Origin of the sequence: Paraburkholderia ribeironis, assembly GCF_900019265.1 — a bacterium.
In the GTDB taxonomy this organism is placed as follows: Bacteria; Pseudomonadota; Gammaproteobacteria; order Burkholderiales; family Burkholderiaceae; genus Paraburkholderia; species Paraburkholderia ribeironis.
On record NZ_CYGX02000063.1, the window covers coordinates 15,810 to 40,379 of the forward strand.

The following is a 24,570-nucleotide window of genomic DNA, read 5'->3' on the forward strand; positions in this document are numbered from 1 at the left end:
GGCACGGCGCGCACGCCGTCAATCTGTAGCGAGGCGTCTTCGGGCCGTCGCCACGAGCCGGCCAAACGCGAAGGCGCTGGCAGCGAGCGCGGTGCTGTCCGGAACGTGATCGCGCACGATGTGCGTCAACACCTCGCCTGGCGGCGCTTCGATCAGCACGCGGGCACCCATTTCCTGCATCGCCGTGACCGCGTCGAACCAGCGCACGGTGTAGCGCATGTTGGTCGCCAGATCGTCGCGGATCGCATCCGCCGTGTACAAAGGCCGGCCGCCGCGATTGCCGACGTAGACGCTGTGCGGTGCGTGAAACGGCAACTCGCGTGCAAAGGCGAGCAGTTCGTCGGTGGCGTGCGCGAGCAGTTCGCAATGCGACGGCACGCTCACCGCGAGCCGCGTGGCCTTGCGCGCGCCGGCCGCCAGCGCGCGGGCGATGAAGGCGTCCAGCGCATCGTTGCTGCCCGCCATCACGATCTGCCGCGGCGCATTCACATTGCCGATATAGACGCGCTGCCGGTCCTCATCCGCATGCCGCGCGGCGAGTGTTTCCAGTTGATGCTCGGTCAAACCCGAGATTGCCGCCAGACCATAACCCGATGGATACGCGGCCTCCATTAACTCGGCGCGCCGCCGTACCATCTTCAACGCGTGATCGAACCGCAGCGCGCCGCAACTCACCGCCGCCGCATACGCACCAACCGACAAGCCCGCGCTGATGTCCGCCGTGAGTTGTTCGTCGGCGAGCGCGCGCGCCACGGCCACGCCCGCGATCGTCAAGCTGATCTGCACTGCGACGGTCGAGCGCAACGCGTCCAGCGTATCCAGCGTCAGGACATCGGCGCCAATTACCTGGGAGGCCTCATCAAACGTGTCGCGCACCGCGCGATGTTGCGGCAGACGGTGCAGGAAGCCGTCGGTCTGCGCGCCCTGGCCGGGGAATAGCAGCGCGAGCATTACGCGTAGCCGCCGCGAGCGATCGCCCACGGATCGGCGACCAGCTGCGGGCCGCTTGCATGGCGCGCCATCACGCGCGCTTTGCCCGTGGCCCACTCGACCAGCGCGACGCCGCCCGCGGGCGTGTCGAGTTGCGCGTCCACACGAATGCCGACGCGTTGAGCGAGCGCTTGCAGGTACTCGGCCAGTTCACGGGCAAGGTCGTGCGCGAGCGGTGCGGGCGTGCGGATCAGCAAATCGAGATCGCTCGACCCGGTCACGGTCGGCGTTCGTGTGGCCAGTTCGAAACCGGCACTGCCCGTTGGTCCCCAAACGAATCCGCGTAGCAGGCTGGCCGCGTCGCTCCTCAACGCGCAGAGGGCGACGAACGGCGGCAATGCATCGCGTCCGGCTGGCGCGGACGTTTGCACCAACGTCTCCGGCGGCACGGCGGACACGATATCGGTCGACCGTGCCCACGTGCCGTAGCGCTGCGCGCGCTCGACTCCGCGTACGCCGATCGCCACATAGCCTGCCTCGGCCGGCGCGCGTCTGACGACCGCATACGGCGCGCGCTCGAAAGCCTCGCGAACCCATGCCGGTTCGTCATCGAATGCAGCCAATCGTTTCAGGCACAGCAAGTCGTGCGGCCGCCATCGCGGGTCGCATGACAACACGCGCGTGGCGACGAACGGCGGGGCCGCGCAAACGCGCATCACTCTGCATCCCATTGTTCGGCGAGCCGCCGGCGCACCTCGATCGATGCCGCGCGATGCTTGTGCGCCGCAGCCGATTCGAGCCGATGCGCGAGCGTGCGGCCACCCTCGCGTGCGCCGCGAATCTGCTCGCACAGCACCTGACGTACCCGTTCGATCTGCGTGGCGTCCGGCGCATCGGCATCGATACCTTCGATCAACTGGTCGAGCAGGCCGAGCTTGGCGAACGACGCCATCGAATACGACATCGGCACGATGGTTTCGCCGAGCGCGTCGAGCGCTTCGACCGTGCGGCGCGTGACGCGTGCGGCGGCTTCCTTGCCCATCGCGTGGACCATCGTGCCGGGCGCGTCGAGCGCGACGATGCGATTGGCCTGGTAGCCGTGCGCGAGGAACGCGCCCGACATCGCCGGCCCGACGATCAGCGCGATCACCGGATGGCCGGCGTCGCGCGCCGACGCATACGCATCGACGGCGGCCGCGCACGCGAGGTGGATGCCGAGCATTTCCTCGCGATAGCCATACGCCTGGCTTTTCACATCGACGATCGCGACGATCGGGCGGCGCGTGCCGCTCGCGGCGTCGAACGCGATTGCTTCGCGCACGGCGCGTGCGAGCCGCCAGCCCTGTTCGAGACCGACCACGTTATCGATCGCGCGTGGAAAGCGGTTGGCAGGATCGGGCACGACCGTGATGAAGCGCGCGGTCTCGCCGCCGAGCGGCGCATCGCCGCTCCATACGGGCGCCTTGCCGGCAGGTTCGCCGGCGAGCGCATGGAACCAGCGCGCGCCGCGGCTGATGGAAATGTCGCTCATGCCTGCTCCTTGCTGGTGGCGTGGTGGGAGGGCGGGTTGTACACGTCACGCATGGTTTGCGGCGTGACGCTGGCGGGGTCGATTTGCGCGAGCCGGTCCAGGAAGGTGTCGACCTGTTCGCTGCGATGCGCGGCCGGCACCCCCTGCGCGAACGCGGCACGCACAGCGGAGCGCACCGCGTCGGTAGCGTCGTCGACCAATTGATCGGCGAGCGCGGTCGCCGCCCGCTGTTCGCCGCCGATCAGTTGCCACACACGGCGCCGGTCGCTCGCGTCGAGTTCGTCGATGCCCGCTTCCTGCTCGATCACTTCGGGGCCGTTCATGCCGAGCCGCCCCTGCTTCGTCACGACCAGATACGAGCACAGCGCGGCCGCGAGCGACATGCCGCCGAAGCAGCCAACCATGCCCGCGATCACGCCGACCACCGGCACGTGCCGACGCAACGCGACGATCGCGGCCTGAATCTCGGCGATTACCGCGAGGCCCAGATTGGCTTCCTGCAAACGCACACCGCCGGTTTCGAACAGCACGACTGGGCGCACGAGCTTGCCGCGTTCGCAGTCGCGCAGCGCCATCTCGAGCGCGGCGGCGATCTTGCTGCCCGACACTTCACCGATGCTGCCACCCTGGAACGCGGATTCGATCGCGGCGATCACGGCAGGCTCGCCGTCGAGCGTGCCGCGTGCGATCACGCAGCCGTCATCCGCCTGACAGACGATGTCTTGCATCGGCAGCCACGGCGATTCGATTTTGTCGAACGGGCCGAGCAGTTCGCGAAAGCTGCCGGCGTCCAGCAGCGCGCGGGCGCGTTCGCGCGCCGGCAGTTCGATGAAACTCTCGCGCAGCAGCGGCGCGCGATGAGCGTTGGCGGCGTGATTCATGCGTCGTCTCCTGATTCGGCGGCCTCGGCCGCTTCCGCAAGCCGCAACGCGACCACGCCGGGTGTCGCGCCGAAGTCGTTGATCTCGATGCGCGCGGCGCCGTCGTAGCGCGTGAAAAAACGGTCGAGCACGCTCTTCCAGATGTGGCTGTAGCCGTCGACGCTAGTGCGCACGACCACGTGTGCGTTGAGTGCGTTGGCGGGATCGGTGGGCGACAGCAGCACCTCCAGATCGCCCGAACCCACCACGCCGACATGCGCGCGGGTCGTGACGGCGCGTTGCGCCGGATAGTCGAAGGTCAGATGTTCCATGGCTCTGGGCTCCGGCCGGCGTCGTGATGCGCCAGCATGTCGAGAAAGAGGGTGGCGGCGAGCAGATCGGCCGCGCCGCCAGGCGATGCGTTGAGCGACAGCAGTTCGTGTTCGAGCGCGGCCAGCGCGGCGCGGCCCGCTGGCGTCGCGCTGCCGCCGGCGGCCAGCACGCGGCGCGCGCCGTGCTGGCCGGCGTGCAAACCGGCCAGGCCCGCGCGATGCAGCAGGCAGGTGTCGTCGAGCGAGCTCATGATCGCGAGCAATGCGTCGACGCGTGCAGCGCTTTCGTCGATCCGTTGATCGCGCGCCGCGCGCAACGCGGGCAGGCCGACGTCGATCACGTGCGGGAAACCCTCCTGCGCTTCGCGGCGCGCGCCGCCCACCTGATAGCGCTGCCGTGCGCGTTCGCCATGGCTGTCCGATGGCGCGGCGAAGCGGTCGGGAAGGCACGCGATTTGCGCGGCGCGCATGCAGATTCGCGCCGCGTCGGGATACACAGGATTGCCAGGTATCGCTGCGTCCACGCACGCGCCGGCCACCAGCAGGCCGACGATCCAGATTGCGCCGCGATGTGCATTGCTGCCGCCGGTGGCGCGTAGCATCTGCTGCTCGCCAGCGCGGCCGATCTGCGCGAGTTCGGTGCGCAGTAGCGCGGACGGTTCGCCACGGCGGCGCGCCACCCGCGCGAGCGCCGCGAAGGTCGGCTCGAGCGCTTGCGCCGAGCGCAGCATCGTCGCGAGATCGAGGTCGCGATGCGCGCCGCTGCCACGCTGGTCGACCAGCGCGGGCTTCGGCGTGAGCTGCGCTTCCTCGATCAGCGCGGTGACGGCGTAACGCGCCAGCTGCGCGTCGGTGAGCGACGCATCGGCAAGCGGCGCATCGGCAAGCGGCGCATCGGTGAGCGTGCCGCGCGCAGCGGGCGTGGACGATGGCTGCGCATGCTCGCGCAAAGCAGCGGGCGCCATCGTTACCAGCTCCTGAAGCGCGCCGGCGGCGCGTACAGACCGCCCGACCACGTCACCAGATCGTCGATGCTGCGTGCCGCCAGCAGCGAGCGCTTGGCTTCGCCACGGCGAATGCCGAGGTCTTCCGGATACGCGACGATGCCGCGCCGGCGCAACTCGGCGGTCTTCTCCGGCTTCGCGCGCAAGCCGATCGGCGTCACGCCGGCGACAGCGGCCACTGCCGCGCGCCGCTCGTCGATGCCTTCGGCCTTGTGCAGATGCGCGATGCCTTCCTCGGTGACGACGTGGCTGACATCGTCGCCGTAGATCATCACCGGCGCGACCGGCATGCCGTTTTTCGCGCCGACCGCAACCGCGTCGAGTTCATCGACGAAGGTCGGCTCGCCGCCCTTTTTGTACGTCTCGGCCAGTTGCACGACCAGCTTCTGGCCGCGCGACACCGGGCCCTGGTCCTTGAGCAGCTTGAGCCACGCTTCGCTCGAATGACGCCGCCCGCGCGGATCGTGGCCCATGTTCGGCGCACCGCCGAAGCCGGCGAGCCGCCCGCGCGTGACGGTCGACGAATTCGCGTCGGCATCGATCTGCAGCGTCGAACCGATGAACAGATCGACGCCGTACTGCCCGGCCAGTTGGCACAGCACGCGGTTCGAGCGCAGGCTGCCGTCGTTGCCGGTGAAGAACACGTCGGGGCGTGCCTCGATATATGCCTCCATGCCGACTTCGCTGCCGAAGCAATGGATGCTGTCGACCCAGCCGGATTCGATCGCGGGGATCATGGTGGGATGCGGATTGAGCGTCCAGTTACGGCAGATCTTGCCCTTCAGACCGAGCGACTCGCCGTAAGTGGGCAGCAGCAATTCGATCGCCGCGGTGTCGAAGCCGATGCCGTGATTCAGCGAGCTCACGCCATACGGTTCATAGATGCCGCGAATCACCATCATCGCGGTGAGCACCTGCAGGTCGCCGATGTGGCGCGGATCGCGCGTGAATAAAGGTTCCACCGCGAACGGCCGGTCCGCCTGCACGACCACGTCGACCCATGAGCCGGGAATGTCGACGCGCGGCAGTTCGTCGACGACCTCGTTGACCTGCACGATCACGATGCCGTGGCGGAACGCGGCGGCCTCGGCGATGGTCGGGGTGTCTTCGGTATTCGGGCCGGTGTACAGGTTGCCGTGACGGTCGGCTTTTTCCGCGCACAGCAGCGCGACGTGTGGTGTCAGGTCCACGAACATGCGCGCGTACAGCTCGACATATGTATAGATCGCGCCGATTTCGAGCTGGCCGTCTTCGAGCAGTTGCGCCACCCGCAGACTCTGCGGCCCGGCAAACGAGAAATCGACCTTGTGCGCGATGCCGCGCTCGAACAGCGTCAGATGTTCAGGACGACTGATGCTCGAAATCAGCAGATGCACGTCGTGCAGCTTGTGCGCATCGACTTTGGCGAGCGAGCGGGACAGGAAGTCCGCCTGCTTCTGGTTGTCGCCTTCCAGCGCGACGCGCTCGCCCGGCTGGATCAGCGTTTCGAGCGCATCGACGATGCGGCGGGCCGGCAGGACGCCGTCTTCGAGCCAGGGTGCGATGGCCGCGAGACGACGATTCTTTTCGTCGCGACGCGTGGTCCATGAGCGGGCGGCGGGTGATGACGAAGGGGACGCAGGGGACGTAGGGGACGTAGCGGCTTCGGCGGGTCGGTTCATTGGCTCAGTCAACTCCCGGTGGTGGTGCGCGGGCGTCGGCCGCGCGGCTTCGGTTGATTCGCAAGCGCGGCTTCCGCCTGCGTGCGTTCAGTCAGGAAACGATGCAACAGCTTGCCGGTGTCAAGCAGGTGCGCGGCCACCAGCGACTGCGCGGCGGCGATGTCGCGCCGTTGCACGGCGTCGAGCAGCGCGGCGTGCTCACGGTCGGACTCGCCCTTGTGCGACGGCAAATCAAACTTCAGGCGCAGATATCTGTCGCCACGCCGATGCAGCGTGCCGATCATCTCCTGGAGTTGTGGCCGCCCGGCGGGCGCATACAGGCTCATGTGGAACGCCGCGTTGCGCGTGACGTACAACGACGGGTCCGGCTCGAGTTCGGCGGCGCGGCACAGGCGGGTGGCTTCGCGCAGCGTTGCGGCGGTGTGATTCGGAATCGCGAGGCTGAGCGCGAGGCTCTCGAGCGCGGAACGGATCTCATAGATCTCGCGCGCTTCATTCGCCGACAACGGTGCGACCGTTGCGCCCTTGTTCACCGCGACTCTCGCCCAGCCTTCGCTCTCGAGCTGGCGCAGCGCCTCGCGCACCGGAATCGCGCTGACGGAAAAGTGCCGCGCGATCGCGTCCTGGCGCAGCGGCGCGCCGGGCGCCAGTGTGCCGTCGACAATCGCCGCGCGCAGTGCCTCCGCGATCACACGCGAAGTGCTCTCGCGCGGTGCCGCCGCAGGCAAAAGCGGGTTGCGTGCCGGGGCGTCCAGGGGAAAACCATCTGTTGTGTCGCTCATGGTATCAAATATTATATATAAAAAGACGCGCTTTACACGCGGACAAACCCGGAAAGATTGCTTGCCGGGCCGGCCGCAGAGGACGCTCCTTCGCGCTACGAGGACGCCTCGGATCAACTCTCAGCTACGCGCGCCATCTCCCGTTGTTCCCGTAGTTCCCGTAGTTCCTGTTGTTCCTGTTGTTTCCGTTATGTACGTCAGCCATTAAAGGCCGGAGGAGCATGATGAATTCAGTAACCGACCGCACGTCGGTCGCGCGGCGCCGCACGCCGCTCAATCGTTCGCAGATTGCAGGATTCTGGGGAGCATGGGCCGGCTGGACACTCGACGGGATGGACTCGTTCATCTACGCGCTCGTGTTGACGCCAGCCTTGACCGAATTGCTGCCGCGCTCCGGTTTTGCGGCCACGCCGTCGAACGTCGGTCTCGCCGGTTCGATTCTGTTCGCGCTGTTCCTGGTCGGATGGGGTCTGTCGTTCATCTGGGGGCCGCTCGCCGACCGCTTCGGCCGGACCAAGGTGCTGGCCGGCACCATCGTCACGTTCGCGATTTTCACGGGGCTCGCCGCGACTTCGACCAACGTGTGGCAGCTCGGCATTTACCGCTTCATTGCCGGCGTCGGCATTGGCGGCGAATGGGCGTTGGCCGGCACTTACGTGGCGGAAGCGTGGCCGGAGGATCGCCGCAAGATGGGCGCGGGTTATCTGCAAACGGGTTACTACGCCGGCTTCTTCCTCGCCGCGGCGCTCAACTACACGATTGGCGTGCATTACGGCTGGCGCGCGATGTTCCTGACCGGCGCGGTGCCGGTGGTGGTCGCGATTCTGATCTTGCTGCGCGTGAAGGAAACGGACAAGTGGCAGAAGGCCGAAGCGCGCGCCGTGCCGACCAAACCGCTGCGCGAAATCTTCGGCCCGACCTATCGGCGCCGCACCTGGGTGGCGTGCATCCTGTTGACGATCGCGATCATCGGACTATGGGCCGGTGCGGTGTACGAGCCGTCCGCAGTGATTCAACTGGCGACTCGCGCCGGCATGACGAAGATCGATTCGGTCAGGACGGCGTCGCTGGCCACGGGCTTGTTGTCGATCGGGACCATTCTCGGCTGTCTCGCGTTGCCGCCGCTCGCCGAGCGCGTCGGGCGCAAGAATACGCTGGCGATCTACTTCGCGGGCATGGCGGTGTCGATCGCCGGCAGTTTCGGCTGGGCGTTCTATCTGCCGAACGGGCTCGCTCCGTTCATCGCGTGGCTCTTCGTGCTGGGCTTTTTCGGCGGCAACTTCGCGCTGTTCAGCCTGTGGTTGCCGGAGCAATTCGAAACCCGCGTGCGGGCAACGGCGTTCGCGTTCTGTACATCGTTCGGGCGGTTCATCGGCGCCGGCGTCAACTTTCTGCTCGGCGCGGCGGTGCTGCACATGCATACGCTCGGCGTGCCGGTCGCGTTGACGGCGCTCGCGTTCGTGATCGGTCTGTTCGTGATTCCGTTCGCGCCGGAGACGAAAGGGGAAGAGTTGCCGCAGTGAGGGCGGGTGTTGGGTCGAGAGGCGGGGAGGGCTGCCCGGCGCATGGTCCCAGCATGGGACCGCGTGGTCCCGCATGGTCCCGCATGGGCCCGCGTGGTCCATGCAGCCTCCATCCGCCTCGTCCTCAATCCGCCTCTGTCCGCGCCCGGCCGCCAACATGCAGCAACGACAGCAGCGGCCAGCCGAGATTGACCCCCAGACTCGCGACCACGATCAGTGCCATGCCCGCGAGTTGCGGCAGCGACAGCGCGCGGCCGTACACGAGCGCATCCACCGCGATCGCAGTGAGCGGATAGACGAACAGCAGCACCGCGATGACCGGCGTGCTCAGCTTCGGCAGCGCGCCGTAAATCAGCACATAGGCAAGGCCCGTGTGCAACACGCCCATGCCGATCAGCCAGAACCATTGCATCGGGCCAATATGCACGGCGCTCAGCGGTGCGATGAACGGCAGGCACACCACGCCGACCGCGCACTGCGCGAGCGTCAGCAGATGCGGCCGCAATTCGCCGAGTCCCTTCGCAATCAACGTGACGCTCGCATACAGCAGCGAGCCCACCAACGCTTCGCCGATACCGATCAGATAACTCGCATGCCCCTGCAGATTCTGCGCAGCGGCGACGCCCGATGCGAGCACGAGTCCGACGAACGCGGTTGCGATCCAGCCGAGCCGGTCCACGCCGAGGCGCTCGTTGAACAGCGCCGCGCCGATCAGCACGACCCAGAACGGCTGGACATGAAACACCACGGTCGCCACCGCGATGCTGGTGCGATGGATCGCATCGAAGAAACCCACCCACTGCGTGACCATCAGCACGCCGGAGATGAGCGCCAGCACGACCGTGCGGCGCGTGAAATGCGCTCGCGTGAAGAACCCCTGCCACGCGCAATACGCAGCGAGCGACAGCAAGCCGAACAGGCAGCGAAAGAACACGAGTGTCAGCGCGTCGAGCCGCGCCTCTTCGACGAACACGCCGATCGTGCCCATCAGCAGCCCGCCGCTCGCGAGTGTGATCGCGCCTTGTTGACGTGAGGTGAGGGACATGCGGAGCGGCTCCTGGATGTTTGCAAACAAAACGTGTCCTGACGCAACTGGCTAAGTCACTGTTTTGTATGACTATTCGTCTTGCCCCGCAATTCCCCGTTTGCAAACAAATATGGTCTGGCGCGCGGCGCGCTGCAAAACCGATTTGCAAATGAAATCTGTCCTGATGTCCTCGGGCGTGCCGTGCAGCTACCCAAGCACCAAGTTCGTATCGGGGAAGCTGCCCGGGTTCGCTTTGCGACGACCTCCTGCCCGTCACGCACGCGCATTTCAGTTCAGCTTCTTGTGCGGCGTCCAGCCGCGAACGCCGTGCGTTTGCATGTCGACCTGAGCATCTGCTTGCCTTGCTGCCTGCAGTATTCGTCGGCGCGCTTCAGATTCGACGCTTTGACTTCTCCCCACGGTGTCATGCCGCCACGCGCCTGTGTTGTCACAGTGTAATGTCCGTCGCCAGCCGGCATCACCTCGGATATCGATGTGCCCTTCAGCCAGTTCAGGTCCAGCTTCCCGTCTGTCTCCCCGGCTTGCTGCGAGGAGGGCAATTGATTTTCGCGATGGCAATCCGGCCTGATGAACCCAGGATGCAGGACGCGTGTTTCCTCTCGGGCTCGATACGTTCGTTACAGAGATATGTCTGCAACGACTTCGGCCAGGATGCTGATGAGTGTAAGGCGTCGACTCAAATCTTCACTCAGGTTGGGCGTTTTAAATCGGTCATTCCGTTTGGGTCACAGGTGAGAATTCCCGAACTGTGGGCGAAGCCACGCGACCTGCATCGCGAGATCACCGTGCATCAACGCTAGCTCAGAGTGGCTACTACTGAAACGTTTTGTTGTGAAACGTGAAGCTCTTGTGCACCCGGAGATAGCTCATCAAGTATTCTTCGGTTTCACTTGCTTCGTGACCGGAAGGCGATTTGCCTGCGTCATCGTCGTGCGCCAACAGGTAGTCGCAACTTGCAAAGACTGGAGCGGTAGATTCGACGGTTTCCGGTCGGGCTATTGGAATATCGCTTGGCGTGGCAGCGTACGCGACGTACTCGTCCCACGGCAAGGAGGGAGGCGGCGTTCCAAAAACGGTCGGTTGTGGCATTCCATCGACAAAACCTTGTACTGCCGGACTTTCGAAAGTTTCGATAGGGAACAGCAGATTGCTATTCGAATAATCCTCCGACACGTAGAGGCTAGGCAAGGAATCGTATTCATATTCGCCTATCTGTCCGGACGTGGCGTTATGATAATCACGGTGATGAACTGTTAGAAGACCCTGATATTCTTGGTGATCCTCCGGTAGCGCACTTAGGATGTTGAGTCCGCTGACCCAGGCAAACGTATGAAGCTGCGTCACTTTCTCGCGGCTCCAGTGATAGTTCACCACAATCCATGATCCTTCAGAGATAAAGGCGACTGCCAAGGTTTGCTGAAGGTTCAGCAATGTGTAATGGAAGTGGTGTGGGTCGAGTTGCCACGGTCCCTTCCCGAACGTCAATAGGGTGGAAATGTTCCACCCTTCGTCGCAAACCATCCCGATTCTGATTCTGTTCAGAAAGGTCGAGGCCCAGTCGATGTTCCCGACACTGATTGCAGTGAGGACAATGCATTTGTCGGCTTTCATTGCCGCCTGCATATCCAGAGGAAGCTCTTCCCGACGACATTGATATCCCGAGAGGTGCTCCGTCTGGCGAGCATGGCTCAGGATGGCGTCGAGACTTTCCGATGTCGAGGTACCGCAGACGACGTGCGGAAAATTTCCTGCAACGCGGAACGCGTCGAACAGCGGATGGAACGGGTCCAAGGGGTTTTGCGTAGATGTGTGCATGGAAGACAAGTTTCTGGCGGTCAGAGCATGTTGATTAGAGCGGCACGGACGACGCTGCGGAATGATTCAGTACGTGGTGTGACCGCAGAGCACGACGGGATTCGAAGAGTGTAGGGTGGGCACTTATATCGGCGCGCCGCACAGACCGCTCTCCTTGGCTACAGCGACAACGTCGTAATGTCCAATTACATGATCCTTCTGCGACGCCGATGTGCGCGCCCTGTTTCGAGACGGTGGTCTTGGGCTTGCAGCCGAGAGTAGCCGGTAAGACCAGGACGTTGTCACCGCCCATGTAATTCTCGAGCAGGCCAAGGTTATACGGTTAGACAACTGGTACCGGGAGCAACAGGAAGATCGAAGCGCGCGTCGGATTGCCTGCGCCGCATAATGGTCAGAGCGCACTCTCAACTGGGCGGTTTGCTTGTCGATTTGTGGGTAAACGGTGCCGCAACCGAAAACTTGGGCGTTCCGATTGGACGTTTCATGCAGCCAGCCCTGCAGGTAATGGCTGGACAAAAAGAAAGGCCCACCAAGCGGCGGGCCGAATCCATATCAGGAGGAGACATGGAGGAGACGCACTAAGTACAAACCCTTATGAGCCTGATGCAAGCGCATGTCGCCGTGCTGCAACAGACTCTCTGCTCGGCGCCGCTCGGCATCGTCTTCTTGACTCATGCTGTGCCGTTAATCAGACTTCCACGGACGCTGTTGCCCAGGAGCATGGCCGCTGGACGCGGAAAAGGGATCCTTTCAGCACTGTGTTGCTATCGGCAAGTCCCGTTTGCATCCCGTTATGTGGGAAATTCTTAACGATGTAATGCATGGTCGGTGGACCCGGACATCGTTCCAGAGTGGGCGCAGATGGAGCACACCCGGTTCGGCAGCCTCAGCTCGGCTCTCGGGGCTGCTTTGATACACTATGCTGTAAGCGTCCTGTGCGCTTTCGTCCTAATGGAGTCCGACCATGAGTCTGGCAACTTTTGTCACCGAGAACTATCTGTTACTGCTGATTCCGCTTGGCGCGGCCTTGGCAGGGACGCTTCTCGGCCGTCTGCTGCGAGAGCCACATCGTAACCAGACGCTCACGGTAGGAAGGTCAAAGGATTTCCTTATCGAGCAGCCTGGAGGCGTGGTTCGGGGCAGCCGGGTGGTGCTCATGTCGGCCGACACGCACGAGGCTGTCGAGGAAGTTCTGGTTGTCCACGTACCTTCTAGCATGCCGCAGGACCAGCGTGAGGATTCCCTCCGGCAGGCTTCCGAGGCCTGATACACGCGTCTGTTCTAACGAAAGCCGGTGAATGCCGGCTTTTTTGTTGGCCGTCATTTCCGGATCGTGCTTCGCCAGCATGGCATCAATGGAACTCGTGCGTCCACAACGACTGTAGCGGGAACCCATTGGGTAAGATTACGGGAGGCATCAGGCGACAGAACACCCAGCGCTTGCCCTCTGTCGCGTCAAGCACGCGTCGCCGAACTTCCAGCGCCGTCACGTCGCGCGGCACGGCCGACAGATCGATTTCCAGGGTCGGCGTCTGAAGTCGCTTAAGCACCTCCAGTTTTAAAGCGTCAGGCTCGTGCGTGACCGTCACCTCGACAAAGATGGCATTGCCCTGGCAAACACCCAGAAAGTCCGGCCGGATGCCGTCGACCCATACTTCGGCCTTACCCGCCGTGTCCCAGAGGAGAATGTGCTCGGCGCATAGCGTAATGTCTTCCGGGGCAGGTCGCTCCTGTAGTTGGCACACCAGCGCGGGCACGCGCAGGGCGTCGCTTTCTACCAGAATTTACTTGGCGAGAAGATGCAGTGCCGTTTCGAACGCCTTTGTGCAGGCAGTGTCGGCGCTTATGCGCGAAGTGCCAGACCCGCACGTCGCCCTGCTTTCTCGTCACGACCTGTGCGCACTCGGCGCAGCGAAAGCTGCCCTCGACGTGTGGCGGCACGTCGTGGATATCGACGATGCGTCCTTTCTCATCAACGGCAAACGGGATTTTCAATTGGCAATCGAAGCGAAAGTGCCGCGGCTGACAATGGTAGCAGTATCGTGGGAGCTGCTAGCCCAGGGTGACGTGGCGAGATCGGTGTAGAGGCGGTAAATCTCATGCAATGCTTCCCAAAATCTTACCCGATACTGCCTATGGTCCACAGAGCCATATCTGATGGGGAAGATAACCTCACCTTATGAGTATCGCTACACGATCCTCAATTGAAGAGGAACACGCCTGCGGCCAGCCATTCGGGTCGACTATCCTGGTAGCCGAGCACGACACCTGCTCTGCAAACAGGGGGAGGGTGCGCCTACTAACGACTCGCCAGGATTTTGCCGGTGGAAAGGAAAGCCGATACCCGGACCTCGTGGTAGTAGGCGACCACGTCGCTCGTCAGTCGGGTCGCACGCCCACGCTTCGTTTGAGGTGCCACGATGGCATGGCTGCGCATGACCAGAAAAATTTGACACGTTCCGAGTTCTTCGCGAGCCTCAAAGCCGAGTCACCCAGGAAGGCTTCCCAAAATCAGGCCGCGTTAGCCGACAGCGTCGAGCCGAAACGCTGCCGGTCATACTTCGTTCATTGATAGCCAGAACGGAAAGGCAAAGAGGCGGAAAGGAATGGGGTCAAGTTGGGAAACTAGTACTCCATCCTGTGGCGGGGCCGCCGAGATACGCTACACCGTCGATCTTAAGGCCGCGGTCGTCGAGTAGAGAAAGGATACCGCCAGAGTCATTAACGTGGTCTCTGGTCAGCCCGACTGCAAGTGGTTGGCCTGGGTCAAACGTTGTATCGGGCAGCGGGAACGAGGCGATCGACGTCGTAACTGACCAGCCAGAAACGTTCAATGGACTGGCGGACATGTTCGCGATTACAAGCGTTCCGGTGCCATCGGCAAGCCGATGGAGCGAGGTGAGTTCAGCTTTAGGCGAAGGAGCGGGCACCGGATTGCCAAGACCGCCCCCGGTGAAATCGTAACGAGGGGCCTCGAAACCGGTGGTTTCATCTATCTTTTGCCCTTGCGAATCTGTCTGCCAGGACTGTGTCTGGAAGGCGAGGAAAATCGCAGTAACACGATCGGTGTTGGTGCTCAAAAGGAAGATTGCGCCATCGTGCCACGTGCCGTTCTCGTGGAGGCGCTCGTCGATGTCAGGCGGATCGCCTTGCGCCATATGCGTGTTATCGACGCCAAATCGAGGAGTTTCACCGAAGACAGAGTCGGTCTGATGTGGCGAAGTGCGGAACTGACTGCCAAAGATGACGATGTCGTCGTTCTGCTCTCGGGCGAGGGCAAGCAACCCCGAGAGACGGTGGACCAGATCGTCTCCGCCCCGACTCTGGCTCGGGAGCACACGCATCTTACGTGGATCGAACAGGTTCCCCTTGATGTAGTCGAGAGCACCGTCCTCGTAGCTGCTGGTCTGATTGTTAAGGCCGGGCTCTAGTCCGCGGATGCGGCTGACGATCGGGTGGCTGTAGTCTTCGTCGATGTAGAAGTAAAGATAGGTTTCCGCAACTGGTGAACCTGGCGCGTCTTTGGACGACTGAACGTTGACTGTGGCGAAAAACGAGTCGGGGCCTGCATCGACTAGCATCCACAAATGAGGGTTGCCGGAAGGTGCTGGCTTGAACCGGTCTATCTTACCTTTCAGGGTACTGTATTGGATATGTCCCATCGTAAAAGCTCCGTTGTGCAAGGCGCAGGTGGGTCAATTGAACGTCGCGGGTGAATCCCCCGCAAGGAGGAGTTGCGGAACCTGAGTGAGGCGCCAGACCGCACCGATCCGATCAAAAACCCAGACCATGTCGAACCGATTGTCCGGCCAGTCTGGAACCGGGTCGCTTTGTGCAAGAAGTAACCGGGCTATAGCAGGTATTTTCTTGTGCTCCCAGGCGATCAGCACCGTGCCGTCCATCGCGCTGGCTTTCTGGATCAACTTGTCGACGTCGTCTTTGCGGACAGAGTCGTCAATGAGAGAAGACGGACCGAGATGTGCGGCGAGCGGTTCGATCGTTTGGCATGGACGCTTGCTATCGTCGTCTGCCGCAGGGTCGTAATACGCCGCGAAGAGATGTTTCGGGCGCGCGAGCGGTGCCAGCGGCTCGCCTTTGTCGCCCGGTGCAAAAAACTGGACCAATGCGCCGGCGCGCTGCCAGCCTTGCGGCGTTAGCGATTTGGCGTCGAGCTGCCCATTCCCATCGACGCCAGCGGCTGTATGGTTCGGCTTCTCCGCATGGCGGAGGATAAGGATCTTCTGCGTAGCCATTTTTGCATTTCCCCAATTCGGTAGGTGGTCTGCCTTCTGATTAAAGGCACACCAGAAAAATCAGGCTCTGTGCGGGAGACCCTTTCGCTTTCGATGCCGCAGGAAGCATTTCCGGCCGCCGGCTCATCAGACGGCGACCGGGCTACAAGGTGCGGGTAGAACTTGGCATCTCGAAGAACAGGCACGTTGGCCGCGGCTCCGCGCACAGGTTGATTGGTCAAGTACGGCCAAATCACCTCCCCCCCCGATCGCAGTCGGTGACTTGTTCGCAATACCTCAACGGCTAAAAAGCAGGCGCTCCTTCTGCCGTATGTTGCCGTCTTCGTAGTAAGAGGCGTACCACTTGTCTTTATCTCTTTTCAGGGAAAGTGGCTTCGGTGCTGCTCCGTCGGATTCCGCTCGTTTAAGCGCTGCAGCGAACGCGTAATGGTCGATCAAGCGCAGACCTTCGATCGCGAAAGCTGTTGCAATGGCTCGATCGTATATTGCGAACAGATTGTCACCGTTCAGCTGTTCGCCTCCTTCAGACAGGTTGGACGATCCGCCAAATACCACTGGATTGGTCCCGTTGAAGTCGACGACCACGAACTTGTGATGCACGACGTGTGCGGCAGGTCCATGAACTTCGAGTTCAGTGTCGAATGGAGGAGGGAATTTCTCCGGATTCTCCTTCGAATAAACCAGTTCGCCGCCGAGTTGCCCCGCGCTATAAACGGTGGTTCCGTCGATTGTGTTGTCGCTTTCGTCGACGTTGTCCGAGATGCCGTATGAAAATACATTTTTCTCTTCGTGTATTTTGCGCAGCGCTGCCAGCACATTTCCCTTTCCGCTGAGTTCCATAACTGCGAAGATCACTGAACTATCGGCATGCTCTAAAGCACCGAGGAGAGTACTTAATGAAAAGGTTGGCTCCTTGTGTGGAGCGAACGAGAGTTTCAGAGCCGGTAGACCGGCTTCTGTAATGTCGAACTCCTGCTGCGAGACCTTTTGCTGCTCGAATGGCGGCCGATGCAAATCCGCGACGAATGCTTCCTGAAAGGCAGCACCGTACATCTCTGCGACAGCTTCATTGTCAAAGACTACGACGTGGTTAGCATTGACGTAAAGCCCGGTGATCGAGAAGTTCGTCGATCCTGTAAGAACACGTATCGCCTTGCCGTTTCCGTCACGCTTGATCAGCACCTTGTTGTGCTGGTAACGTCCGAAACGTCCCCGTTTGAAGTTGCTCTCCTGCTCGGCGCCTGCGGCGCTTGTGATAGCCGCGTAGGCTTTGCCAGCCGTCGTTTGGTCGCCGTGCTGTTTGGGGTCATCGTCTGAAAGCAATCGCAGTCGTCCAGCCTGCGCCATCAGTTCCAGAGCGGTGATGAGGTCAGGCTCATTCAGGTCGTACACCATCGCATCCAGCGAACATGTCGGGTCGCCGTGGCAGTCGTTCAGAAAATCGATGATTGCCTGACGGCCGTGGCCTCCGAGCCACGCCCATTCCTCCTTGAACGGCGCCGTGGAAAAGTTCCAGCCGTCTGCGTTCTTTCGCGGCTCAAAAGGTGCATTGTGGAACTTGTCGGCGTATGCCTGCGACGAAAGATAACCTCGGGTGAACGCGATTTCGATCTGACCATCTTTAAACGGTCCAACGTCGATTTCCAGGTCGACGTGCTGGTCATCCGTGAGATCGATGCTGTCCTGGTCCTTGAATCGCTTGACAACAACTTCGTAACGAAAGCTCCCTGTTGAGCCATCGGGTGGGAAATCTACCCACCAGAACTTCTGGAAGGGCGCATCGTCGGATAAAAAGAACTTCCCGTCCTTCGATACCTTTGGGTTCGTGTGCGCTCCGTCGAAATTCAGACGGTTTCCAAGCCACGTCCAATTGACTCCTGATGCTGGCGTTCTGCGGATTGCAAAGCCCGCCAGGCGATCAGTGAGATGGTCGGCAAGGTTGAACGCCAGCAAGACACACCGATCACCCGAATAAGCCTTAACGGTAAGGCCTTGTGCGGACGCTGCTGCATTAAAAACCTGTGTCATCACGGCTCCTTCGCTTTTTTGGATTTGACTGCGGGTGCACTGCGGAATGGCCCTCTAACTCCCGTTCGCGCAGCCCAGCCTTTTGTCCGGGCATGCGACAGCGATCATGAGATCGCCACAAAAGCATAGTGCGTCGAAGTTTCGTACGCTGTGACATTTCGATGTCGGATTCTTGACGGCTTCCATCATCCTTCATCGCGACGAGAAGAGCGCCAGCTTGTCTCTCCGCGTTAATGCAGATTCCCAATGCCGGCCAAATCGCGAACTCTTTGGAGTCGGCGCGTACGATTGCGAACCTTTCGTCGAAGACACGAATATCGGGGCGTCATGCGTGCAGCCATTGGTGTCACTATTGCGGCAAAACTGGCTGTGCGGGCTGCACCGGAGGCGCACGCACAAAGTGCCGCCCACGCACGCTTTCGATGAGGAATTGATTGGCGTGCCGCAGCGCGATTTCGGTGACGGCCATCGTATACTCCCCGGAGCGACGCTGCCCAGCATTCGCAAACTCAAACTTCGCGTAACAATGTAACGTAATGGTCGGGTGCAGCAAGCGCCCAGATACGTAAACGGAAAGTACTGGATGACAGTCCAGCCTGAGGTCGCGAGGCCAGGTATCGAACTCGCCGACTGCACCGCACATCTCATCGAAGATGGAAACGGACAATAACTGCGGCAACACAGTGCGCGTTTGCTCCACGAAGCGCAACCACGCATCTCTACCGCCGTGACGTAACAGGGCCCGCTGGATCGCGGCAATCTGCCCATCCCTGACGTTGCCAATATCGAAGTCGTTCCATAGTTTGTCCGGAATGAGGTCGCGCAGGAACCATGCGATGGTAGGCTGCGGCGGAATGGTTCGTGGTGGCCGGGACACTGCCGAGTCCATGGTCAACGCTCCTTCAGGGTGCTAGGCATTTTCGCCAAAAGCTTTGCGAATCCGTCTCTTCGGCGGTGCGCGTAAGCCCGCTGTCACATGCACGTCTTGCGCCTCATGGGTGGAGGGCAGGGAGGAACCGCCGAGCTGGCTACGTTTTTTCATGAAGCGGTCGAAGAGCCATTTCGCAAGGCCCGCGAGTGCAGCGCCGAGACCAGCTGAACCGGCGACGGCGGGCAGAGAAGTGCCAGCGGGCGGCGGTGCCTGCGGACCTTGCACGACGGTTTCGATAACCGGACTCGCCGCTGCGTCGATCTCCTGGGTGAAGTTGTCTCTCCCAGCGCCGTCGTGAACAAAATGAATCCGAATGCTATCGCCGCTGCCGGGCGAAGCACACACTGCGAAACGCCCGGCATCATGTAGGTGTGCGAGCGCATCGCAGAGCGGTCCGTCTGAAAGAGTCTGCGGGACCTTAGGCATGCAGACAGGTACTGTCCCGTGTTTATCGCACGTGGGTCCCGGAAAATCCGGTGGATTAGGGGAGAAACGCACCTTCAATGGTGGTTGAAGGGCTAGTCCAGAACGGTCGAATTGTGTGGGCGGGTCCTGATCAATATCGGCACGATCATAGGCTCCGTCTGGCCCCAGTTGATCCAGGCTTACGTTGCACCCGCGCCTGATGAGTTCCGCATACGCATTGCGCCGGCCAGTGGCATCACTTCGTGTCGGCAAGGTGTTCACGGCACGTCGGATGTCTTTAAGCTTGCATGAAGGTGGATCCCACTCGATTGACACCTTGCCCGAAGGCTTGTCTGCCTTTTTCGGCCCTCTTGGCGACGGCATGAACTGCGGGTGTGCGTTCGTCGCCGCCCAGAATGCGTCAGGCGCAAAAGTACAGCCTAGCCTGTCCAGCCTGCGATGAAGGACAAGGGGCGTGCAGGTAGATTCTTTCGCGCAATTGTTGACTGTTTCCCGCACAACGCCTGGCTCGCAGTGAGCCAGCGCTTGGCAGCGTGCCTTGCAATCAACCGACCCGGGGCAGTCGAGTTCTTCCCAGTTCCCCCCGGGATCCAGCGTGCAGATTAGGTGTGACCCGGCGGCTGTGTGCGGGGCGGCTACCTTGTTCGCGAAGGAGCGCGACGTTGTCTGCGCGTGCGCCGCGCCACATCCGAGCATCAGCACCAGGACGAATGCACACGCATCACGGATTTGCGAGCACTTCATGTTCATCCGGGTGGAGTGGCGAACAACCTGTGAATCGGCACAGGGGCCGTAATTGGATGCTGATCAGTGGGTCGGAGCACCTCAGTCAGCACTTGCAGCATCTCCCACTCGCCGAGTTTTCTATAACTCTCAAACTGGGATTCGTTGAAGAACTGGTCCGCCGTCGACTCGTGCGGGAAGTCGGAATGTTTCTCTGCATATTCCTGGATGTCGGGTGGCTCACTTCCATAGAAGCACGGCTTGATGTAAAGGATAATTCCGTCCTTATTCTCATCAGCGTCCCCGCCGTTCATCCTGGAGTACCGAATGCGAAAGCGTGCGTGACACTTTCCGGCGGCTCGGGCGGAACGCGGGAACAGTAAAACAGGATCCTCTTCGCAGCTGATTTCAATGCCCATATCGATCCGAATCTTTCGAATCGTGCAGTAGAAGTCGCTCATCGTGAAGAGGCCGTCCTGGCTCGCATCGATCACGAGGATGCGGCGGCATCGACGATGCACCATTTCCCACAAACCCATGTTGTCAAAATGCCCGCCGTCGGAAAGGTGAATCCATCTGTCGGTGTCGGTGGTCTGACCTGCTGCCTCCTGCAGCATTTGCCAACTCGAGGATGAAGGATCACGGTGTCGCCAGTGATCGAACTTCGGATTGCCGAGCCACCACCCCAGTCGTACGTTGAACACTGACATCAGAAACGCGAGAGGCGTGCTGCTGTTGTATCCCATGTTGGGATTGAAGGCAGCGCCGGATATGGCCATTGCGGTGCCTAGTTTCACGCCCTCTGCGAAACGGGCGATGGCACGGTAGCCGATGCGATAGTTACCCGCGCTGAGTGCTGTGAAGGTGAAGCTGTCTGCCTTACGCTCCTGCCACGCGAGAGCAGTGCCCTTGACCAGATTCAGTGCGGCGTTGACCACGAGAAACGGCGGCTTGGTCGGCACATCAACTTCGTACTTGTGCGAACTGCGACGATAAAGTCTTGCGATTTGTCCTAGCGCCAGGTCATCGTTAGCGTCAAATCCTGTGAAGAGCGCCGGCGTTCGCGGTTTGCGTAAGCCCCGAAAGCCTCCATAAAAGGCTCGAATAAGACGGTCGCGATAGAACCCATGCAGGCTGAACTCGTTCATCCTGATTACGAAGCCGAGGCCGAAGAAGAAAGTGGCTGTGGCTACGAGAATAAGAAGGCAAGTAGTGAGAGCAGATGCCTCGAACTGCCCCAGAAGTTCATCGAAATAGTCTTCGAAAGAGCGGTCGACGCACTGAGCGGACGGTATCGAGCAGAAGCGACTTTCTATTGGCGTATCTAGCGCGCCCGAAGCGGCTTTTGCGGGATCGCTAGGGTGCTGCTTCTGGGCGGCAGTGAGGTTTGCGCATTCGCAGCGGACCGGGAGGATCAACGATTTGTCAGGTGCCTCGTGCTCGAAGACCTTCCATGCGCCAATGGAAAGAAGGAGTGCGAGAAGAATCATGCCGACACTCCCGAGCATCGTGAAGCTGACTGGCGTGTGTGCTTCAGGCTTGCCAGGGCTTGTCTTCCGGTAGCCGAGCCAGGTAGTAACCGCCAGTGAAAGCGCGCTTCCAGCAGCCGTGATTGTCGGTACTGAATCGCCGTAGTACGTGAGCAGGCCCGGCGCCGCGATGACCAGTGCCGCCGTGACCGCCCAGGCGCAAAGAAACATGAAGACAAAGGCGTGAGCACGGCCCTGGTGCTCCCGCCGCTCTGGACCTTCGGTGTAAGAGCGCACCGCAGCCTTCACGGATTCTCCGATCAGCAACGCGACGAGCATGAGTGCGGGCGTGATCAGCGACCGCACCGTCGATGCAACGTTGAACGCTTTCGGAATTACAGCCGGGTGGTCCGGCTGAAACGGACCCCACCAGGCTAGGCCCCCGCGGATCCAGATGATAAGTGCCATCTGTGTCAGGCCTGCGAAGATCGCGGCGAATATCATGGTCCACCAGCTCGCCCAGAATCGGCGGGGGCGCCAGTCAATGTTCCAGAATCCGAGCGTGATCTGGGTCGCCGCTATCGCGAGGAAGACGTACCCGTACTTTAAGACGCTGTCGGTGCCGAAGCTCGACCCGCTTCTATCCACGTCGATCCACATCGCATAAGAGAGACAGAAGCTAGCGATGGTCAGTAGTAAAGCGCCAAATGCTGCGCGCTTGTTCCCGCCGCCTTTCGGAACGGGAATACGATTGGCATAGCGACGCTCTGTTTGTCCTGGAAGATTGCCCTGATAGAAGTAACTCGCGCCGAGTACACCGATTGCGGCGCCTAGAACTCCCACCCGAGTGGGCCAATCTGGGCCAAGCAAGCCCATGAAGTTCTGCCACCACGAATCCAGAACGTCTATCCAGTGTGGTCGCGTCCAGCCCATGTAACTCACCAATGCCGACCATTTTCCGCCCAGCGCAGCTAGCCATTGCGGTATTGGTGTGCTTGCCACGCCGAAACGTCCCAACCAGACGGAAAACCAGGGGACAAGCAGGAAGGCTGCGAACCACGGCCAGAAGATAAACCACACGATCAGCAAGTTGCGCAGATAGGTCGCGACGATTGTCCACGCGTCGGCCGAAAACAGCGAAAGCTGACGCGCCAGATAGTTGCTGTTCATTCTGAGCCACGTGAGCGGGCCTTCATCGTCGAAGTCTGTGCCGGTCATTCGGTCTTGAACGTAGTCCGCGGTGCGCAACCGCGTCAGTTCGGACTCGGCGAAGGCAAGCGCCTCTCTGGGAGTCAAGCCGTCGTCTTGAACCTTGGCAGCCATCCAGCGGATCAGCCCAGTTCCGATGTAGCCACCGCCGGACACTGTGGACAGGTAGTGGAATTGACCAAAGATCCGATATGTGCCCAGCACTTGAAGCGCTCCGAGGCAGAATGAAGCACTCCGTATGCCGCCACCTGACAGGCAGATGGCGGTCAACCCGGTGCCCTCAGTGCCGCCGTGTGCCAACATGACATCCTGAATGTTATTCGAGGACTTAAAGCGGGTGGGATCGCCGACGATGTGTTCATACTCTTGCGCGAGCGCGCGATGGCCGACCGAGGGCTTCGAGCAGAGCACTTCGAAAATGAATGCACGTGCGGGATTTTTGAGCACCGCGGAAAGCTGCATGACCGAGGCCATCCTTAACTCGTGCACTCTCGTCGGCCGCGCAATGAGGCGAACAATCTGTTGCCAATCGAGCTCGACTAAAAGTTGGCGCAGCGAAGGCCAGTGGTGTTCGCCGACGCGGTACGCGAGATAAAGAGTGATGACCTGTAGGTCGTGCGAAAGATGTCTGTATGGAGTGGCTAGTCCGTGCTCAAACCTGCCGACTGGCATGGCAGGAAGAGAACTAAACCACGCGCTGACTTCTTTAGCCATGGCCGGCAGCTTATTGTGGTACAAAAATCCATCGAACGCAGTTTGCTCGACAATCGGAATGTTATTGGTTATTTCCTGTCCCGCGGCGACGCTGCGCCATTGTGTCACCGCTCGCTCAACGAGTTCGGGGGCCGGCTGTGCATTGCAATGGCGTACGACTTCGACGACATCTTCCTCACGCGAGAGTGGGTAGCCGCGGCCTACATAGACCTGGTCGCCGATCTTGTACATCGATGCGGAAAAATTCTCACGGAGGGCGGGGTAGAGACGCTCGGCTTGACCCAGTGTAAATATCGGGTGCAGCCACCGCCGGTACACATGACCACATAGCGACCGCGCCAGGTTCAGCGCGGGAGAGAAATCGCCCTTCATGGTCGCCTCGCGATGGTTCGGATAGAGATAGAGGTGCGCTTACCGAAATGGGCGCCGCAGCACTACGTGAATAGGACTAAGGAATCGCGCGAGCGAGCGCACACACACTCAGACAGCGAGTCCGCGATTGCATCGTCCGAAGAGGCGTTAGTTGGTGTAGGGTGTTAGCCAGATTGCGGTGCTGATTCCGCTGAACCGCTCAAGCAGCGCGGATGGGCTGAGTTGATGTGCGCGCAGGAATAGAAATACCGGCTCTGGGAAGAGCGCCTGGATATTTGAGAACTTGTGCATAATTGCCCTCTTGCATACGAGATTATTCTTAATTCAATGCGTCTACATAGCGATCTGCGAACAACGACCGGTGGGAGTCGCCTACGGTATTATTCCTGCTTGCACTGGTCCCAGAAAATCATAGATTCCGTTATCGACTGTTAAATAAGGGGCAGCCCTCACTCTCACTGTCGGGTTACCACATTTCGAAAAGCGAATGAAAACCGCGCATGTACAAGAGGGTGCTCGTGAAGAATACTTCCCTTTTGTCGTCCGGTACGCGAGTGCTCATCCGTAAAGCTTGGGTATCTACCGCCGCCCCGTCGTGTTGAATATAGGCGTGGAAAGGAGCCTCGAAGCTGGGTGATTCCTTGAATTGTTCGCTAGCGCACATAGTGAACTAGACATCGCTTTTCGGCGCAGGAGCGTGGCAAATCGGAGTGCCAAAAGAGGGGATTTGGGCGAAGAATGACTCTCAAAAGTGCTTGCACTTTCAAAATCCTTTCCAGCCAATTACATTATCTGATGTGCCGTTAAACCCCGTTTCTCAGGACCATTCAGGGCGCGGACGGGACTCCGCTCAGATACTAAACGTACCACGGGTTTGCAGTGGGGTTGTCAGGTTCACATCCGTTCTGGTGAGGAGAGTCAAACAATGCTGCTGCGTCGGTTGCCGATTCACCTAGAAT

General features: G+C 60.9%; 21 protein-coding genes. 3 read left to right on the forward strand and 18 right to left on the reverse strand.

Annotated features, from left to right (window positions below; translation table 11 throughout):
* Positions 1-18: 18 nt before the first annotated feature.
* From mdcH to BN2475_RS25540, 8 genes are read right to left on the reverse strand one after another with little or no spacing between them, the layout of a single operon-like run.
* A complete protein-coding gene (gene mdcH / locus BN2475_RS25505; RefSeq protein WP_094782247.1) occupies positions 19-951 on the reverse strand; it encodes a malonate decarboxylase subunit epsilon in 933 nt (310 codons plus the stop codon).
* Positions 951-1,646, reverse strand: a complete 696-nt coding sequence (locus BN2475_RS25510) for a malonate decarboxylase holo-ACP synthase (RefSeq protein WP_094782248.1) — start codon at positions 1,644-1,646, stop codon at positions 951-953. Before BN2475_RS25510 ends, mdcH begins: the two co-directional genes overlap by 1 nt.
* On the reverse strand, positions 1,646-2,461 hold the full coding sequence (mdcE, locus tag BN2475_RS25515; protein ID WP_094782249.1) for a biotin-independent malonate decarboxylase subunit gamma: 816 nt from the start codon (positions 2,459-2,461) through the stop codon (positions 1,646-1,648). Before mdcE ends, BN2475_RS25510 begins: the two co-directional genes overlap by 1 nt.
* A complete protein-coding gene (locus BN2475_RS25520; protein WP_094782250.1) occupies positions 2,458-3,342 on the reverse strand; it encodes a biotin-independent malonate decarboxylase subunit beta in 885 nt (294 codons plus the stop codon). The genes mdcE and BN2475_RS25520 overlap by 4 nt, the downstream gene beginning before the upstream one ends.
* Positions 3,339-3,653, reverse strand: coding sequence for a malonate decarboxylase subunit delta (locus BN2475_RS25525; protein WP_094782251.1), 315 nt, complete (start codon positions 3,651-3,653; stop codon positions 3,339-3,341). Before BN2475_RS25525 ends, BN2475_RS25520 begins: the two co-directional genes overlap by 4 nt.
* The gene (locus BN2475_RS25530) at positions 3,641-4,618 is read right to left on the reverse strand and encodes a triphosphoribosyl-dephospho-CoA synthase (protein ID WP_094782252.1); all 978 of its coding nucleotides are present in this window, start codon (positions 4,616-4,618) and stop codon (positions 3,641-3,643) included. The genes BN2475_RS25525 and BN2475_RS25530 overlap by 13 nt, the downstream gene beginning before the upstream one ends.
* A 2-nt stretch (positions 4,619-4,620) precedes the next feature.
* Positions 4,621-6,318, reverse strand: coding sequence for a malonate decarboxylase subunit alpha (mdcA, locus tag BN2475_RS25535; protein ID WP_094782253.1), 1,698 nt, complete (start codon positions 6,316-6,318; stop codon positions 4,621-4,623).
* 8 nt (positions 6,319-6,326) lie between these two features.
* Positions 6,327-7,100: a GntR family transcriptional regulator gene (locus BN2475_RS25540; protein ID WP_094782254.1), complete on the reverse strand. Its 774-nt coding sequence runs from the start codon at positions 7,098-7,100 to the stop codon at positions 6,327-6,329.
* Between the two features lie 224 nt (positions 7,101-7,324).
* On the opposite strand from BN2475_RS25540, the gene BN2475_RS25545 reads away from it, so the two are divergent.
* Positions 7,325-8,623 (forward strand): MFS transporter, encoded by a 1,299-nt coding sequence (locus BN2475_RS25545; RefSeq protein ID WP_174642043.1) that lies wholly within the window; start codon positions 7,325-7,327, stop codon positions 8,621-8,623.
* A gap of 124 nt (positions 8,624-8,747) precedes the next feature.
* Here BN2475_RS25545 and BN2475_RS25550 read toward each other — a convergent pair whose 3' ends face one another.
* Together BN2475_RS25550 and BN2475_RS25565 are read right to left on the reverse strand one after the other, a co-directional pair.
* Complete coding sequence (locus BN2475_RS25550) at positions 8,748-9,668, reverse strand: DMT family transporter (protein ID WP_094782256.1); 921 nt, start codon at positions 9,666-9,668, stop codon at positions 8,748-8,750.
* Between the two features lie 816 nt (positions 9,669-10,484).
* On the reverse strand, positions 10,485-11,462 hold the full coding sequence (locus BN2475_RS25565; RefSeq protein ID WP_143325896.1) for a hypothetical protein: 978 nt from the start codon (positions 11,460-11,462) through the stop codon (positions 10,485-10,487).
* 988 nt (positions 11,463-12,450) lie between these two features.
* On the opposite strand from BN2475_RS25565, the gene BN2475_RS25570 reads away from it, so the two are divergent.
* Positions 12,451-12,753, forward strand: coding sequence for a hypothetical protein (locus BN2475_RS25570; protein ID WP_094782260.1), 303 nt, complete (start codon positions 12,451-12,453; stop codon positions 12,751-12,753).
* An 85-nt stretch (positions 12,754-12,838) separates the two neighbouring features.
* On the opposite strand, the gene BN2475_RS25575 is transcribed toward BN2475_RS25570, so the two are convergent.
* On the reverse strand, positions 12,839-13,243 hold the full coding sequence (locus BN2475_RS25575) for a hypothetical protein (protein ID WP_094782261.1): 405 nt from the start codon (positions 13,241-13,243) through the stop codon (positions 12,839-12,841).
* Positions 13,149-13,427 (reverse strand): competence protein CoiA family protein, encoded by a 279-nt coding sequence (locus BN2475_RS36710; RefSeq protein ID WP_483874392.1) that lies wholly within the window; start codon positions 13,425-13,427, stop codon positions 13,149-13,151. The genes BN2475_RS25575 and BN2475_RS36710 overlap by 95 nt, the downstream gene beginning before the upstream one ends.
* On the opposite strand from BN2475_RS36710, the gene BN2475_RS25580 reads away from it, so the two are divergent.
* Positions 13,332-13,571, forward strand: a complete 240-nt coding sequence (locus tag BN2475_RS25580) for a hypothetical protein (RefSeq protein ID WP_094782262.1) — start codon at positions 13,332-13,334, stop codon at positions 13,569-13,571. The two genes, BN2475_RS36710 and BN2475_RS25580, sit on opposite strands and share 96 nt — an antisense overlap.
* A 527-nt stretch (positions 13,572-14,098) precedes the next feature.
* Here BN2475_RS25580 and BN2475_RS25590 read toward each other — a convergent pair.
* The 6 genes from BN2475_RS25590 to BN2475_RS25615 form a co-directional block, all read right to left on the reverse strand.
* Entirely contained in the window at positions 14,099-15,148 is a 1,050-nt protein-coding gene (locus tag BN2475_RS25590) for a DUF2278 family protein (RefSeq protein ID WP_094782264.1), read from the reverse strand.
* Positions 15,149-15,181: 33 nt separating this feature from the next.
* Entirely contained in the window at positions 15,182-15,739 is a 558-nt protein-coding gene (locus BN2475_RS25595; RefSeq protein WP_094782265.1) for a histidine phosphatase family protein, read from the reverse strand.
* Between the two features lie 276 nt (positions 15,740-16,015).
* A complete protein-coding gene (locus BN2475_RS25600; protein WP_094782266.1) occupies positions 16,016-17,767 on the reverse strand; it encodes a phospholipase D-like domain-containing protein in 1,752 nt (583 codons plus the stop codon).
* Between the two features lie 349 nt (positions 17,768-18,116).
* Positions 18,117-18,656, reverse strand: coding sequence for a hypothetical protein (locus BN2475_RS25605; RefSeq protein ID WP_094782267.1), 540 nt, complete (start codon positions 18,654-18,656; stop codon positions 18,117-18,119).
* Positions 18,657-18,677: 21 nt separating this feature from the next.
* Positions 18,678-19,124, reverse strand: coding sequence for a hypothetical protein (locus BN2475_RS25610; protein ID WP_143325898.1), 447 nt, complete (start codon positions 19,122-19,124; stop codon positions 18,678-18,680).
* A gap of 746 nt (positions 19,125-19,870) precedes the next feature.
* Complete coding sequence (locus BN2475_RS25615; RefSeq protein WP_245841573.1) at positions 19,871-23,611, reverse strand: patatin-like phospholipase domain-containing protein; 3,741 nt, start codon at positions 23,609-23,611, stop codon at positions 19,871-19,873.
* Between the last annotated feature and the right edge of the window lie 959 nt (positions 23,612-24,570).

Excerpts from the sequence above, each read along its gene's own strand:
- BN2475_RS25540 (WP_094782254.1), bottom strand. The coding sequence starts at position 7,100 with ATGAGCGACACAACAGATGGTTTTCCCCTGGACGCCCCGGCACGCAAC.
- BN2475_RS25610 (WP_143325898.1), bottom strand. The coding sequence starts at position 19,124 with ATGCCTAAGGTCCCGCAGACTCTTTCAGACGGACCGCTCTGCGATGCG.
- BN2475_RS25590 (WP_094782264.1), bottom strand. The coding sequence starts at position 15,148 with ATGGGACATATCCAATACAGTACCCTGAAAGGTAAGATAGACCGGTTC.
- BN2475_RS25570 (WP_094782260.1), top strand. The coding sequence starts at position 12,451 with ATGAGTCTGGCAACTTTTGTCACCGAGAACTATCTGTTACTGCTGATT.
- BN2475_RS25530 (WP_094782252.1), bottom strand. The coding sequence starts at position 4,618 with ATGGCGCCCGCTGCTTTGCGCGAGCATGCGCAGCCATCGTCCACGCCC.
- BN2475_RS25545 (WP_174642043.1), top strand. The coding sequence starts at position 7,325 with ATGAATTCAGTAACCGACCGCACGTCGGTCGCGCGGCGCCGCACGCCG.
- BN2475_RS25580 (WP_094782262.1), top strand. The coding sequence starts at position 13,332 with ATGCGCGAAGTGCCAGACCCGCACGTCGCCCTGCTTTCTCGTCACGAC.
- BN2475_RS25550 (WP_094782256.1), bottom strand. The coding sequence starts at position 9,668 with ATGTCCCTCACCTCACGTCAACAAGGCGCGATCACACTCGCGAGCGGC.
- BN2475_RS25615 (WP_245841573.1), bottom strand. The coding sequence starts at position 23,611 with ATGAAGGGCGATTTCTCTCCCGCGCTGAACCTGGCGCGGTCGCTATGT.
- BN2475_RS25510 (WP_094782248.1), bottom strand. The coding sequence starts at position 1,646 with ATGCGCGTTTGCGCGGCCCCGCCGTTCGTCGCCACGCGCGTGTTGTCA.
- mdcH (WP_094782247.1), bottom strand. The coding sequence starts at position 951 with ATGCTCGCGCTGCTATTCCCCGGCCAGGGCGCGCAGACCGACGGCTTC.
- BN2475_RS25600 (WP_094782266.1), bottom strand. The coding sequence starts at position 17,767 with ATGACACAGGTTTTTAATGCAGCAGCGTCCGCACAAGGCCTTACCGTT.
- BN2475_RS25595 (WP_094782265.1), bottom strand. The coding sequence starts at position 15,739 with ATGGCTACGCAGAAGATCCTTATCCTCCGCCATGCGGAGAAGCCGAAC.
- mdcA (WP_094782253.1), bottom strand. The coding sequence starts at position 6,318 with ATGAACCGACCCGCCGAAGCCGCTACGTCCCCTACGTCCCCTGCGTCC.
- mdcE (WP_094782249.1), bottom strand. The coding sequence starts at position 2,461 with ATGAGCGACATTTCCATCAGCCGCGGCGCGCGCTGGTTCCATGCGCTC.
- BN2475_RS25605 (WP_094782267.1), bottom strand. The coding sequence starts at position 18,656 with ATGGACTCGGCAGTGTCCCGGCCACCACGAACCATTCCGCCGCAGCCT.
- BN2475_RS25520 (WP_094782250.1), bottom strand. The coding sequence starts at position 3,342 with ATGAATCACGCCGCCAACGCTCATCGCGCGCCGCTGCTGCGCGAGAGT.
- BN2475_RS25525 (WP_094782251.1), bottom strand. The coding sequence starts at position 3,653 with ATGGAACATCTGACCTTCGACTATCCGGCGCAACGCGCCGTCACGACC.